Raw genomic sequence first — 14,652 nt, 5'->3', positions numbered from 1 at the left:
TAGATTTATTATCCAGAGCTCAGTTACTTAACGTGTGGTTTAGCTTGCTGCCAATCCATACCAGTGGAAAAGCGATTATCAAATCCGTGCCACTGTGGTAGTGGCTTACCATCAACAACAGCTTGGTCGCCGTTTTGTGGTAAATCTAAGTATTTACACTCGCTGGCTATACCTTTTACGTGGCAATCCATCATAGCAAGTACAAAGTGTTTATTGATTTCGTTTAGTGTGCGCATAGACCACGATGGCTCGTAGTAATGGCCTATATCTAACTCACTGCTGCTTTGTGCAATAGCAGGGGCTGGGTGTGGTGCAATATTATGGCGCGCATTTTTGTAAGTAAGCATGTACTTATCTTCGCTGCCTGTTTGGTTATAAAGGTTTTTAATGCCTTCATAGCCTGAAATATCATCTAAGTTACCGGCTATATAAAGCGAAGGTACTTTAATATTTGCCATTGCTTTGGCATCAAATATAGCGTGCTGTCCGCCCCACGGTGCAAAGGCAACCATGGCTTTTATGCGTGGGTCTACTTTCGGGTTTTGGTATTGCCCACCAGCGCAGCTGTTGAGTAGTTGCTGTACTTGTTTAATTTGAGCTGGGTCTTTCATACCCGTAAACATGGCCGTAGTTTGCTCATTAAAAGCGTAACAACCACCTATCGTATTTACCGCGCCATAGCCACCCATTGAGTAACCAATTACACCAGCGCTTTTGTTATCTACTTGCTTACTTGCAAAGTTATTTTGCTCGTTGAAGTAATTAATAACAAACTGCTGATCGCGAGAGCGATTTATAAGCGTACTGAAAAAGCCAGAGAACGGCGCATTTTTAAAATCAACATCTGCGTTAGTTGAATCAGTATGATCAATCGCTACAACTATGTAACCGTGTGACGCTAAGTGCTCGCCAAGGTAGTACATAATTGTACGGTAACCGGTATAACCGTGCGAAAGCACAATGACAGGGTAGTGCTCTTTACTATTTATGGCGACATCACGCATTGCATCGGCTTGCAAAGTAAACTCTTTACCTGAGCGAGTTTCATCTGTGTAGCTGGTAAGTGCTGCTTTTGCTGTATTTGCAGCTGGATACCACACTTCTACTTTTAAAGGACGATCTTTTTGGCCTTGTGTGGCGGGGTCAAATTGCGCAGGGTTAATTAAATCAAGTGTTTGCACACCTACATTGTAGCTACCTTTAGCTGCAAGTTCTGGGAGTACTTCGCTAGTGATTGGCGGGTATAGCTGCTCTGGTTTATTAGGTTCAGCAACAGCTACACTGGCAGATAAACTGCACGTAGCAAGTAATATAGCTTTTGAAAGCACCTTGAGTGTGTGTGTCATTGTGTGTCCTTGTTGTGTATTTTTATTTTTTAATTAGTCAGTTCAGCCGACTCGACGGTATTGCTATATTGCAGCTGCCATTGTGCTCGCAAGGTATCCATTATGTTCATAACTCGCAAGCTAGTACCCAGTGGTAATACGCTGCTTTGGGTTTGTTTTTGTAATATACACTGCGTGACATGTGCAATTTCAAACTTAAAGTTTTCATTGTCGCTAAAGTTGTATTCAAAGTACTGAGGGTCTTGGTCGTTTATGTGTAGCTCTAGCGTTTGTGCACCTACAAACTGAGGTATTCGAATATAGCCAAGCTCACCATTAATACATGCTTCTGTTGGGCCATTTTGCTGCAGTGCGCTGGCAAGAGATGCTAATTGCCCGTTACCGTAATCAACTATAACCGTGCTTCGCTCATCAACGCCGGTTGTGCTTTTATGTACAAAGGATTTGATGTGTTCAGGGGCTTTATTAAATACCACATCAGCAATCGAAATAGGGTAAATACCTAAATCGAGCAGGGCGCCACCCGCTGTTACAGGGTTCATTAATCGGTGAGTGTCGGCAAAGCTTCCAGGTAAACTAAAGTTGGCATTAACACTGTGCACATTACCAATAACACCTTCACTTAGGAGCTGTTGTAATTTTACTATGGCTGGTAAAAATCGCATCCAAACGCCTTCCATTAAAAAGCAGTTTTGTTGTTTTGCAAGCTCAGTGAGGCTTTGCAACTGCTTAGCATTAACGGTAATTGGTTTTTCGCTAAGCACGTGCTTATTGTGTTTTAAGCATTGGGCTATCGTTTTAAAGTGTTGATCGTGCGTATTGGCAATATAAATAGCATCTATATTTGGGCATTGCATAAGAGCTTGATAGCTTTCATAGCCTTGAATATTGTACGGTGTGGCAAATTCTTTAGCGCGCTGCATACTCATTGATGCAGCGCCAATAAGCTGTGCATCACTACAATGTGCAATGCTTTTAGCAAAGGTGTGAGCTATATTGCCACACCCAATAATACCCCAATTAACCTTTGCCATGCTTATTCCTTAAGTTTATTTAAAAAGACGTAATTTGTAATCCTGAACCCGCTGAACATACGTAAATATCAGCATTTAAGCTAAAGCGTTCAAAGTAATGCTTTTCTACCGCTGCTTTAATTAGTGGTACTTCAGCATCACGACACAAACATACAATTGCGCCACCAAAACCACCCCCTGTCATACGTACTGCGCCGCGCTCGCCCATCGCTTCTTTACAAATTTCTACTAGGCCATCAGTTGCCGGTACGGTTACTTCAAAATCGTGTTTAAGTGATTGGTGCGATGCTGCCATTAGCGTGCGAAGTGCATCCATATCGTTATTTTGCAGTGCAGTAGTTGCTGCAATTACGCGGTCGTTTTCGCTAATTACGTGGTGTGTACGTTTATATTCGTTTTCACTTAATGTCGCTTTTACTGCTTGCAAGCCAGTCATGGTTGCTTGACGAAGTGTTTCTACACCCATTTTTACAGCAGCTTGTTCGCAGTCAATACGGCGCTGGTTGTATTCGCTATCAACTAATTTACGCGGGTAGTTTGAATTAACAATAACAATGTTTAAATCATCTGGTACTTTTACTGCCGTAGTCGCTAAGTTTTCGCAGTCAATTAAAAGTGCGTGACCATTCTCGCCTTTAGCCGAAATAAGCTGATCCATAATACCGCATTGGCAATGCATAAAGTCGTTTTCGGCTTCTTGGCCAAATAACGCAATTTTCTCTGGTGGTAAACCAAGCTGTGCAATATGGTTAAACATACCGCCAACAGCAACTTCGAGTGCAGCCGATGACGACAAGCCACTGCCTTGCGGCAAATTACTATCAATAAGTAGGTCAGCGCCACGTAATGTATGGCCTGCTCGTTTAAGTACAAAAGCCACCGCGCGAATATAGTTACCCCATTGCGATTGGCCTTCGCTGATTGCCTCATCAACGCTAAAGCGGTCTTGCTCGCCTGGGTAATTTAAAGAGCGCACAGTGATAATATTATCGTCGCGCTGTTTAAACATAACTTGGGTACGAAATGCTAACGAACACGGTAAAACAAAGCCATCGTTGTAATCAGTAAATTCACCAATTAGATTTACACGCCCAGGGGCGGCAGCAATACCTTGTGCAGGCGCGCCATACAGTGACAAAAATTGTTGTTGGAATTCGTTAAGCTTCATCTATGTGTCCTACTGTATCTTTATAATGTGTGGTACTGGCTGCTTTTAAAATAGAAGCGGCGGTTTCTGCGCTTAAATCGCGTTGGCTTTCGCCTAGCATTTCGTAGCCTACCATGTGTTTTTTAACGGTAGCAGAGCGAAGTAGCGGCGGATAAAAATGTGCATGCAAGCGCCAGTGCTGCTCATCAGAGCCTCTATTGGCCGGTGCATTGTGCCAACCCATTGAGTAGGGGAAGCTGCAATTAAATACGTTGTCGTATTTAGTGGTTAATACTTTAAGAGCCTGAGCTAAAGAGTCGGTTTGTGCATCGTTTAGCTGGCTAAAGTTTTGAATGTTATCTTTAGTTACTAGCATTGTTTCAAACGGCCATGCAGCCCAAAATGGCACAACCACAAGCCAGTGCTCGTTTTCAAATACTACACGAGTTTGATCTGCTTGCTCTTTTTGCGCGTAATCGGCAAGCAAGGCTGTGCCATGCTTTTTATAATAGGTAAGCTGCTGGTTATCTTCGGCTTCTATTTCCGTTGATAAATGTGAGTGAGCCCATACTTGGCCGTGAGGATGAGGTTGCGAGCAACCCATGATTTCGCCTTTATTCTCAAAAGCTTGTACGCATTCGTACTGCTGTGCAAGCTCTGTGTAATTTTGTTTCCAAGTTTTTACTACTTCGTGCAATGCATTTTGGCTAAGCTCTGGTAGTGTTTTATTGTGCTCTGGAGAAAAACAAATTACGCGGCATTCGCCACTGGCTTCATCGGCAATAAATAAATCGCTGTCTGACTCTAAGCCTTGTAATTGCTCGCTGGCATTAGGTGTGAGTGCGCCAAAGTCATTTCTAAATACATGGGTGTATTTGTAATCTGGGTTACTGTCGCCATTTGCACGGGTGTTGCCAGGACAAAGTGGGCAGTTTTCATCGTGTTTTGGTAATACGTTTTCGTTAACAGCTTCTGTTGCGCCTAACCATGGGCGATTATTACGATGTGGTGACACTAATACCCAACGACCCGTTAGCGGATTTTTACGTCTGTGAGTACTTTCTAATAAAGCCATATTAACTCTCCAACCCACTTGGGTAATTAGTTTGCCAGCGCCATGTGTCGTTTGTCATGTCGGTAAGTGTTAGTTCTGCGTGCCAGTTAAGTGTGTTTTGCGCTTTTGTGGCATCGGCGTAGTTACAGGCAATATCACCTGCACGGCGCGGTGCAATCTTATACGGAATATCTTTATTGGCTGATGCGCTAAATGCTTTAATCATATCAAGCACAGAATAACCTTGCCCTGTGCCTAAGTTATAAGCATGAAAAGCGGTGTCTGTTTTGTGCTGCATAAAAGCGGCAACGTGGCCTTTCGCTAAATCTAAAACGTGAATATAGTCGCGCACGCCGGTGCCATCTTCGGTGTCGTAGTCGTCACCAAAAATATTTACCACGTCGCGCTTACCTACTGCAGTTTGGGCAATAAATGGCATTAAGTTATTAGGAATACCATTAGGGCTTTCACCTAATAAACCACTTGGGTGTGCACCTACTGGGTTAAAGTAACGAAGCGCAATACCCATAAATTGACTGTTGGCATTACATACGTCTTGCATGGCTTGTTCAACCATGACTTTAGTCCAACCATAAGGGTTGGTTGCGCGTATAGGATGCTTTTCGTCAATAGGGAGGTAGTCTGGTTCGCCGTACACAGTAGCCGATGAGCTAAATATAATATGGTTAACGCCAGCCTCTTGCATGCTTTGTAGCATACTCAAGGTGCCCGACACGTTATTTTGATAATAACGCAGTGGTTGCTCAGTTGATTCGCCAACGGCTTTTAAAGCTGCAAAGTGAAAAACAGCTTCGGCTTTAGTATGTTTTAGAGCGAGTTTAAACTGTTGCTCGTTTTGTATGTCACCCAAAATAAACTCAAACCGAGTACCTGTAATCTTTTCGAGTTGGTCAAGTACCCGCGCACTTGCATTAGACAAGTTATCATAAATAACAGGCGTAATGCCTGCTTCATGCAATGCAATACATGTGTGGCTACCTATATAACCCATGCCGCCAGTAACTAAAACTTTCATGTTATTTCTCGAAAAGTATATTTATATGATAAATACTACTATTAAGGGGGTGTAAAAACAATAGTAATGATTAGAGCAAAATTCAAATAGAAGAATAAAAAACATTCGCTCATCAGATCCTCGCTTTATCAATTTATTTTATAAACTGATTCTATTACACGGCTAATTATCACGACGGTATTGGGGTGCTACGATAGCTGCATAATTTACTTTAAGACTGTAACTGGGCTTTAACTAACCACAACCCTGGTTAAGATATTTATTATCTAGAGTTCAGGTTAACTACTTTAATGTTGCACTGAGAGGGCATACACATGAAAAAAATCATTTTAATCACCGGTGCAACAGATGGCATTGGTTTAGAGACGGCAAAAATGTTACTAGCCCAAGGTCACACGGTATTACTGCATGGTCGTAATATAGAAAAGCTTAATAATGTACAGACAATGTTAAACGAGCATTACCCGCAAGCAAGTACTCAAAGCTATGTGGCCGATTTAAGCGAAATGTCACAGGTACATTATTTGGCAGAACAGATAAGCGCAGATCATAAACAAATTGACGTACTTATTAATAACGCTGGTGTATTCAAGCTTGAGAAGGTAACAACACCTGATGGCCTTGATGCGCGTTTTGCCGTAAATACATTTGCACCTTATTTACTGACTAAATTACTGTTACCACTATTAAATAAAAATGCGCGTGTAGTTAACGTATCATCGGCCGCGCAATCAAGCGTTAACCTTGATGCACTTATTGGTAATAAGGCGCTTTCGGATGGTGACGCTTATGCACAAAGTAAGTTAGCTATTACGATGTGGTCGCGCTATCTAGGACTTAAATTAAAAGAGGTAGGTCCGTTAGTTGTATCAGTAAATCCAAAATCGTTACTGGGTAGCAAAATGGTTAAAGATGCATACGGATTAGACGGTGGAGATCTAAAATTAGGAGCTGATATTTTTTATCGTGCTGCGCTTAGCGATGAATTTAACAACGCCACAGGTTTGTATTTTGATAACGATGCTGAGCGTTTTGCACCGCCACATATAGATGCATTAAACGAGACTAAAAACCAACAACTAGTTGATACATTAGATAGTGTTTTAGCACAGCTTAAATTAGGTGAATTATAATGAATACACCTATTACGTGGACTGTTGAGGACGCGCTTTATGACAACTTTAAAGCCCTGCTACTGTGTTTATGAATCCAGTGGGTGATTTTGTAAAGTAATATAGATTTTTGATTGAAGACGATCAAAGAGTTCACTGTTTACAGCGAACTCTTTTTTACTTTTTAGTGTTGTTCGACTTGAAGTAAACGCTGGTATAGCCAATCTTTTAATTCTGAGCGATCATGCTTTAATTGATGCATTTGTTCATCGCTAATTGGCGCATCTTTAAGCTCCAATACTCTTATTTCTTTGTCTAACTTATCGTATTGTGTTGCCTTTTCGGCAAATTCAGAATCGTCAGTATTGAGTGTTGCAATGGCATTTAAATGATCTGGAAAGTCGTTTGTTAATGAGTGGTCTTCGCCTAACATATTCGCTCCTTAATAGGATATAAATGAGCTCACAAGTAAGTGAGTTGTTTAAGTGAATTATTACCTTCACATAATACACTGGGGTTTAAACAATCATAAATCAACCATTGCCAACTTAATTTGATATAGCGCAAACAACCGCTTTTACTTTTTAGCAGTTATTGTTTTTTCCAATAAGGGACTTCACCAAAGCAGGCAATAAAATGATCGATAAACGCACGTACTTTAGCGGTCAATAATTTATGGCTGGGGTATACAGCTGAAATAGTCGTATTAACTACTCGTGAAAAGCTTAGAGCTTGATATTATTGCTCAAGATACGAGGAAGTAGAATAACCACAGAAGTTAAGCGACTATGAGTGGAATCAAACTTAAGTAACCTGAACTCTGGGCAATAAATCTATCTTGAGCTGCTATTTTAGTTAAAAGAGCAAGTTTTTAACGCTTTTTGCTAATTTATGTTGGTTAATTAATAGTGGTAGAATGCAGCGCTTAGTACCACTTGTATGAAGTAGTGGTCAATAATTTATAAGGTCTGTTGTGTAATGCTGTTAATGATCGATAACTACGATTCGTTTACTTACAACTTAGTGCAATATTTTCAGCGTTTAGATCAAGACGTTTTAGTAAAACGTAATGACGAGCTAAGCATTGCACAAATAAAACAGTTAAACCCGAAACACATCGTGTTATCGCCGGGTCCTTGCTCACCTAACGAAGCTGGTATATCGTTAAGCGTGGTTGAGCAGCTAAAAGGGCAATACCCAATTTTAGGCATTTGTTTGGGACACCAAACCATCGCACAAGCTTTGGGTGGTGATGTCATTCGTGCTAAAAAAATTATGCACGGTAAAACATCGCCCATAGTTCATACCAATAAAGGTGTATTTAAAGGTTTAGCCAACCCATTAACGGTATGTCGTTATCACTCTTTAGTCGTTAAAGCACAAACACTGCCTAAAGAGCTTGAAGTAACCGCGTGGAGTCAAACCGAATTAGGTGAATTTGACGAAATTATGGGGTTACTCCATAAAGAGTTAGCGATAGAGGGAGTGCAGTTTCATCCTGAAGCTATTTTAACTGAACAAGGATTAGCACTGCTTGATAACTTTTTAATGCGCTTCTAATTTTTAATACCGATACTTATTTTATATTTACTAATGAATGGATGTTATGACTGAACTTGTAGCGCAACAACGAACAGCTAAAATACTTGACCAACGAGCACATGATTTATTGCTTGGTCATAGCTTTGCGCATCAGCAAATTGGTTTTATTCATACATTAGAAATAGAATATGGCGAGCCAATGAAGCAACGTACGTTGCTTCAAGTTGAGGTCGCAGCACAACATAAACGTCAGCAGAGCAGTACTGCGCATCATAAGTATCGAGCTCAGGCGAGTGAAGTACTTCACAAAGCAATAGAAACAGCTATTTTTAAGCAACTAAGCGACATGGATGCCGTAATCCTAAATACGTTAGGGATTGAAGATGGTATTGCAACTATTCTTGACCTTTTAGCGGTTAAGTCTGCAACTGTAGGGCGGCTAGAGCCTCTAGTAAACGATTTAAGCTGGCTTGGGCGTGAGTTAGTCACACTCGTTAATTTACCTTACTATCGAAAACAGCGTAGTAAAAACACCTCAGTAAAAGTAGATAGCCCCGCGCTTGCTCTGCGCTACATTGGCCTTGATAATTTACAGTTAGTCATACCTACTTTTGCAGTACGTCATTGGATGCCACACAGTACTGAACCATTTTCACTGCTAAAGCGCAGGCTACGTGATAGTGCAATGGCTAATGCGATTGCAGCACAAAAAATAGCGCAAATTAACAATGTAAACGATATTCATGCATTTACCCTTGGTATGCTTTTAGATGTAGGGCGAATCGCATTAGTGCGTTTATATTTAAAAACTTTTGAGCAAGTATGGCAACGTAAAGTACAAATAGCGCGCCAAGAGCAGCGCAAAGACTTGCACACTGCGTTATTAGAATTAAAACCCGACCCACTTTTTTTAACTACGTTACTTAATAATCAATCTTTAGCTATCAGCGCTAAAGTTATTGAGAAAATGAAATTTAAGTATTTGCCCTTTCAAGGGGTCATGCAGCAGTTGGTTAATGGAGTCGATAAGGGCGATACAATGTTACCTTTAACCGAGGTAATGTTAAAAGCGCGTTGTTACTCTCAATATCTAAATTTAAAAGAACACCAGCTTATTGAATCTGATGAAACAACAGCATGGTTTTCGTACTTTAAGTTCACTAAAACGGAACTAAAAACCCTCGAAACAAGTAATTTTACCAATCTAGCTATTCAAATTGACTAAAAACTTAAAATTTTTGTTAATTTTTTAGCGACTAATCATTCATTCTCACTCTATTGTTATATTGCATATTTAACACTTAAAGTGTGTGCGCCTCAGTGCTCATGCGGTTAGTTGTCTAAAAATGAGCATAATTGACTATGCAAATAGTTATTCACTATCTATGAAATAATATCTTTAGCCCTTTATTTTAAAGGGATACATGAAAGTTTTTAACGAGACAGATTTAAGTAATTCTGAAATAATGCGCGTCTGAAAATTGAACCACAAAGCAATTTTGCGCAATTATCAGGTTACTGATCTTGCCTATAAAGTTGGTTACAAATAGTAACCAAACACCTATTTTGATGTTTTGTGTTGCTCACAATTAAGAGGAAATAAAATGACAGTCAATCGCGAATTATTTGATCACGTAATGGTTCCTAACTACGCACCTTCAAGCGTAATTCCTGTTCGAGGCGAAGGCTCTCGCGTATGGGATCAACAAGGTCGAGAGTTTATCGACTTTGCTGGTGGTATTGCCGTTAACTGTCTTGGCCATTGCCACCCTGCATTAGTAGGCGCATTAAAAGAGCAAGGCGAAAAAATCTGGCATCTATCTAATGTAATGACCAATGAGCCGGCACTTCGCCTAGCTAAAAAAATGGTTGATGCGACATTTGCTGAAAAAGTTTACTTTGCCAACTCTGGTGCAGAAGCAAACGAAGCCGCGCTTAAATTAGCGCGTCGTTTTGCACTTGATAAGTTTGGCGCAGAAAAATCACAAATCATCGCGTTCAACAAAGGTTTCCACGGTCGTACATTCTTTACCGTAACTGTTGGCGGCCAAGCGGCATATTCTGATGGTTTTGGTCCTAAGCCAGGCGACATTGTACATTGTGATTACAACGACCTAGCTGCTTTTGAAGCGCTTATCAGCGACAAAACATGTGCCGTAATGATGGAACCTCTTCAAGGTGAAGGCGGTATTGTTTCACCAACTGATGAGTTTGCTCAAGGCGTTCGTGATTTATGTACTAAACATAACGCACTGCTTATTTTTGATGAAGTTCAAACAGGCGTTGGCCGTACTGGCGATTTATACGCATACCAAGGCTTAAACGTAGTACCTGATATTTTAACTACCGCTAAAGCACTTGGCGGCGGTTTCCCTATTGGCGCTATGATCACAACAACTGAGATTGCACAGCACCTTAAAGTAGGTACTCATGGTTCTACTTATGGCGGTAACCCGCTTGCGTGTGCTGTTGCAGAAGCTGCATTTGATACAGTAAATACGCCTGAAGTACTTGCTGGCGTAAAAGCAAAAGCCGCATTATTTAATGAACTACTTAGCGCGGTTAACGAAAAATACAACGTATTTAGCGAAATCCGTGGCCAAGGTTTATTAATTGGTGCAGTAGTGAACGAGCAATACAAAGGTCGTGCAAAAGAGTTTTTAGTGGCAGGTACTGAGCAAGGCCTTATGTCATTAGTTGCTGGTGCGGATGTAGTACGTTTCACTCCATCTTTAGTAATTCCTGAAGCGGACATTTGCGAAGGTATGGCGCGCTTTGAAAAAGCAGTAGCAAGCGTAGTAAACGCATAAGCGACTTAAGCCAACCAATTAAGGGCAAGCACCGCTTGCCCTGCAATTCCTATTTACCGTTATTTATAAGGGAGCAAGCGGACTCATGATGATCCTTCGCCCAATCCAGCAAAATGATTATTCAGCATTACTGAAAATTGCCCACGAATCAGGGCATGGTTTTACGTCTTTGCCATTAAACGAAGAACTATTGCAAAAAAGATCGACCATTCAGTAAGCTCTTTTGCTAAACAAACGTCACAACCTGGTGACGAAGGCTACCTGTTTGTTCTTGAAGATAGCGAAACCGGTGACGTTGTAGGTACGTCTGCAATTGAAGCTGCGGTAGGGCTTGATGATGCATTTTATCATTATCACTTAAGTAAAGTGATTCACTCTTCGCGTACATTAAACGTCTACAAAGCGGTTGATATTTTAACGCTATGTAACGACTACACAGGTGCTACAGAGCTTTGCACATTGTTTTTAAAAGATGGCTATCGTAAAAATTGTAACGGTAAGCTACTTTCAAAAGCGCGCTTTATGTTTATAAAACAGCATCAAGAGCGTTTTGCACAAACAGTGATCGCAGAAATGCGCGGTGTGTCTGACGAAAACGGCAGTAGCCCTTTTTGGCAGTGGCTTGAAGAGCACTTTTTCTCAATGGATTTTCCAACAGCCGATTACTTAACAGGTATTGGCCAAAAGGTTTTCATTGCTGAATTAATGCCTAAATACCCAATTTACGTAAACTTGCTAAGTAAAGATGCGCAAGCCGTAATAGGTAAAGTACACGACAACACTCGCCCAGCAATCGAGTTATTAAAAAGCGAAGGCTTTACGTTTAATGGCTACGTAGATATTTTTGACGGCGGCCCAACGGTTGAAGCAAAAGTAGATAACATTGCGACGATTCGTAATGCAAATCACTTTAACGTTGAAATTGGCGAAATGACTGGCGACACCATGGTGTTACTAGCGAACGAAAAGCTTGAAGATTTTAGAGCAACTGTTGCGCCAATGACATTTGACGAGCGCGCAAAAAGCCTTATTTTATCGCAAGAAATAGCAGATGCATTGCATTTACAAGCTGGCGATATTGTTAGTGCAACCACGATTTAATTTAGGAGAAAGTATATGACTCATCCTGCACAATTTATAAATGGTCAATGGTCACAAGGCCAAGGCACAGAATTTAATTCGCTAAACCCTGCAAATAACGACGTTATTTGGCAGGCATCATCAGCAACTGCGGCGCAAGTAGACACCGCAGTAAATGCAGCGCGCGAAGCGTTTTACGCATGGGCTGATAAAAGCTTTACTGAGCGTTTAGAAATAATTAAAGCATTTGCAGCGCAATTAAAAGAAAACAGCGAAGAGCTCGCTATTACTATTGCACAAGAAACTGGTAAACCACTGTGGGAAACGCGCACAGAAGCGGGTGCTATGGTTGGTAAAATTGCCATTTCTGAAAAAGCATTTTTAGAGCGCACTGGCGACGTAGAAAACGCAATGCCACTTGGCCGTGCAATGATCCGTCATAAACCACATGGTGTTGTAGCTGTATTTGGTCCGTATAACTTTCCGGGTCACTTACCTAATGGCCACATTGTGCCAGCACTTTTAGCAGGTAACACGGTTGTATTTAAACCGTCTGAACTTACTCCTAAGGTTGCTGAGCTTACGCTTAAACTGTGGGAAAAAGCAGGCTTACCAGCTGGTGTAATTAACTTAGTTCAAGGTGAAGTAGAAACGGGTAAAGCCCTTGCTGCTCACAAAGGGATTGATGGCTTGTTCTTTACGGGTTCTTCGCGTACTGGTCATATTTTACATGAACAGTTTGCGGGTCAACCGGGTAAAATTTTAGCGCTAGAAATGGGTGGTAATAACCCACTTATTATTACTGACGTTGAAGACATTAAAGCGGTTGTTCACGATATTATTCAATCAGCGTTTATCTCAAGCGGCCAGCGTTGTACATGTGCACGTAAATTGTTTTTACCTAAAGGTAGCAAAGGCGATGCAATTTTAGAGCGCCTTATCACTGCAACTAAAGCGATTAAAGTAGGCAACTACGATGATGCAGACCAGCCATTTATGGGCTCTATGATCTCATCAGCGGCAGCAGCAGGCATGGTTAAAGCGCAAAACGAGCTTGTTGAGCTTGGCGCTCAAGTATTAGTAGAACTTGAGCACACAGCCAATACCGGTTTTGTAACACCGGGCATTATTGAGTGTACAAACATTAGTGACTTCCCAGATGAAGAGCATTTTGGACCACTTTTAAAAGTATTCCGCTTTGACGACTTTGACCAAGCAATTGATAAAGCAAACGATACAACCTTTGGTTTATCGGCTGGTTTATTAAGTGATAGTGCAGCAGATTATGACCACTTTTTACGTCGTATTCGTGCCGGCATTGTTAACTGGAACCGCCCAATTACTGGCGCATCAAGTGCAGCACCGTTTGGTGGTATTGGCGCGTCGGGCAATCACAGAGCAAGCGCGTATTACGCTGCTGATTACTGTGCATACCCAGTTGCTTCAGTTGAGCTTGAAAAAGTAGCGATGCCAGCAACGCTAAGTCCAGGTTTAAAAATAGATTAAGTACTACTTAATAACTACAAAAGCAGCTTCGGCTGCTTTTTTTGTATTGCTATCGTGCAAAGCTAGTAATTCGCGTCGCTTTCTGATTAAATCATGGCAATTAATTATTTTAAGGTGGTATAAAAAATGGTTTTAGATAGGCAAGGGTACGATGATTTGATCATGTATCTAACTCAAAATTTAGCATTGTTTGAGAAGCCAGGCGAGATAAAACCAGGTGCCCCAACAGTAATGGAATTAATTGAAGACGTCATTGCGCAAAATGTTATGCTTATTTGTGAGCAGCACACAGAGCTTAATACAGAGCAGCGTAGCTTAATTGTACGCGAAGTTGACGGCATAGTTTACGATTTAGAAGAAGTCCTCAGTAGTATCACCACACAGCCTGTCACGGTTGAGCAGCATGCATTTATAGATGAATTTGCTGGTTTAGTTAAAAACTTATTCGATAATGCAGTCTCGCAACAGTATTAATCAATTGCTTATATAGCCGCCTAGTACATTTTCATTTGCAACTGCGGCTAAGTTGCTTACAATCAAGAAAATATTTTTTTGAGATAAGCACATGCAAGCAAATGTAAAATGGGTTGAGGGCGATACGTTTATCGGTCGTTCTAATTCTAATCATAATATTGTTTTTGACGCTGGTAGCGATAGTGCCGCGCCAAGCCCTATGGAAATGGTTTTAATGTCGGTTGGCTGTTGTTCATCAGTCGATGTTGTCAGTATTTTAAAGAAAGCCAAACAAGATTTTTCAGACGTGCAGGTTCAACTTACTTCAGAGCGTGCCGAAACAGCCCCACGCGTATTTACTAAAATCAACTTACACTTTGTTGTTAAAGGTAATAATGTGTCTGAAAAACACCTTGCACGCGCCGTTTCCCTCTCTGCTGAAAAGTATTGTTCGGTTGCATTAATGCTTGATAAAACAGTAGAAATTACGCATAGCCACGAAGTTGTGCAAGATCAAGCAAAATAACGCTTT

The 14,652-nt window shown here is 41.0% G+C and carries 13 protein-coding genes and 1 pseudogene; 8 read left to right on the top strand and 6 right to left on the bottom strand.

The annotated features are described in order from the left end of the window. Positions 1-23: 23 nt before the first annotated feature. From P4S65_RS03150 to galE, 5 genes are read right to left on the bottom strand one after another with little or no spacing between them, the layout of a single operon-like run. The gene (locus P4S65_RS03150) at positions 24-1,346 is read right to left on the bottom strand and encodes an alpha/beta hydrolase family protein (protein ID WP_337119561.1); all 1,323 of its coding nucleotides are present in this window, start codon (positions 1,344-1,346) and stop codon (positions 24-26) included. A gap of 29 nt (positions 1,347-1,375) precedes the next feature. Beyond that, a complete protein-coding gene (locus tag P4S65_RS03145) occupies positions 1,376-2,380 on the bottom strand; it encodes a Gfo/Idh/MocA family protein (RefSeq protein WP_096793908.1) in 1,005 nt (334 codons plus the stop codon). Between the two features lie 19 nt (positions 2,381-2,399). Next, positions 2,400-3,548, bottom strand: a complete 1,149-nt coding sequence (galK, locus tag P4S65_RS03140; RefSeq protein WP_337119560.1) for a galactokinase — start codon at positions 3,546-3,548, stop codon at positions 2,400-2,402. Continuing rightward, the gene (locus P4S65_RS03135; protein ID WP_337119559.1) at positions 3,538-4,602 is read right to left on the bottom strand and encodes a UDP-glucose--hexose-1-phosphate uridylyltransferase; all 1,065 of its coding nucleotides are present in this window, start codon (positions 4,600-4,602) and stop codon (positions 3,538-3,540) included. Before P4S65_RS03135 ends, galK begins: the two co-directional genes overlap by 11 nt. Before the next feature lies 1 nt (position 4,603). Continuing rightward, a complete protein-coding gene (gene galE / locus P4S65_RS03130; protein ID WP_337119558.1) occupies positions 4,604-5,617 on the bottom strand; it encodes a UDP-glucose 4-epimerase GalE in 1,014 nt (337 codons plus the stop codon). Positions 5,618-5,931: 314 nt separating this feature from the next. Here galE and P4S65_RS03125 point away from each other — a divergent pair, with 314 nt between their 5' ends. Next, complete coding sequence (locus P4S65_RS03125) at positions 5,932-6,750, top strand: SDR family NAD(P)-dependent oxidoreductase (RefSeq protein ID WP_337119557.1); 819 nt, start codon at positions 5,932-5,934, stop codon at positions 6,748-6,750. A 163-nt stretch (positions 6,751-6,913) separates the two neighbouring features. Here P4S65_RS03125 and P4S65_RS03120 read toward each other — a convergent pair whose 3' ends face one another. After that, positions 6,914-7,162, bottom strand: a complete 249-nt coding sequence (locus tag P4S65_RS03120) for a YdcH family protein (RefSeq protein WP_306724497.1) — start codon at positions 7,160-7,162, stop codon at positions 6,914-6,916. 545 nt (positions 7,163-7,707) lie between these two features. Between P4S65_RS03120 and P4S65_RS03115 the strand changes: the two genes are divergently transcribed. The 7 genes and pseudogenes from P4S65_RS03115 (at position 7,708) to P4S65_RS03085 (ending at position 14,646) form a co-directional block, all read left to right on the top strand. Then, complete coding sequence (locus P4S65_RS03115; RefSeq protein ID WP_007376259.1) at positions 7,708-8,289, top strand: anthranilate synthase component II; 582 nt, start codon at positions 7,708-7,710, stop codon at positions 8,287-8,289. 46 nt (positions 8,290-8,335) lie between these two features. Next, a complete protein-coding gene (locus P4S65_RS03110) occupies positions 8,336-9,496 on the top strand; it encodes an HDOD domain-containing protein (RefSeq protein ID WP_007376260.1) in 1,161 nt (386 codons plus the stop codon). A gap of 379 nt (positions 9,497-9,875) precedes the next feature. Continuing rightward, the gene (locus P4S65_RS03105) at positions 9,876-11,081 is read left to right on the top strand and encodes an aspartate aminotransferase family protein (protein ID WP_337119556.1); all 1,206 of its coding nucleotides are present in this window, start codon (positions 9,876-9,878) and stop codon (positions 11,079-11,081) included. 85 nt (positions 11,082-11,166) lie between these two features. Then, a pseudogene (astA, locus tag P4S65_RS03100) lies at positions 11,167-12,182 on the top strand (arginine N-succinyltransferase). Between the two features lie 15 nt (positions 12,183-12,197). After that, a complete protein-coding gene (gene astD / locus P4S65_RS03095) occupies positions 12,198-13,667 on the top strand; it encodes a succinylglutamate-semialdehyde dehydrogenase (RefSeq protein ID WP_337119555.1) in 1,470 nt (489 codons plus the stop codon). A 126-nt stretch (positions 13,668-13,793) separates the two neighbouring features. Continuing rightward, positions 13,794-14,141 (top strand): DUF3802 family protein, encoded by a 348-nt coding sequence (locus P4S65_RS03090; RefSeq protein WP_007376264.1) that lies wholly within the window; start codon positions 13,794-13,796, stop codon positions 14,139-14,141. Positions 14,142-14,232: 91 nt separating this feature from the next. After that, entirely contained in the window at positions 14,233-14,646 is a 414-nt protein-coding gene (locus P4S65_RS03085) for an OsmC family protein (RefSeq protein ID WP_306724500.1), read from the top strand. Positions 14,647-14,652 lie beyond the last annotated feature (6 nt).

The sequence above is a fragment of the Pseudoalteromonas sp. B131b genome (genome assembly GCF_037162545.1).
Classification (GTDB): domain Bacteria; phylum Pseudomonadota; class Gammaproteobacteria; order Enterobacterales; family Alteromonadaceae; genus Pseudoalteromonas; species Pseudoalteromonas fuliginea.
This window is presented reverse-complemented; position numbering and strand designations above follow the sequence as displayed.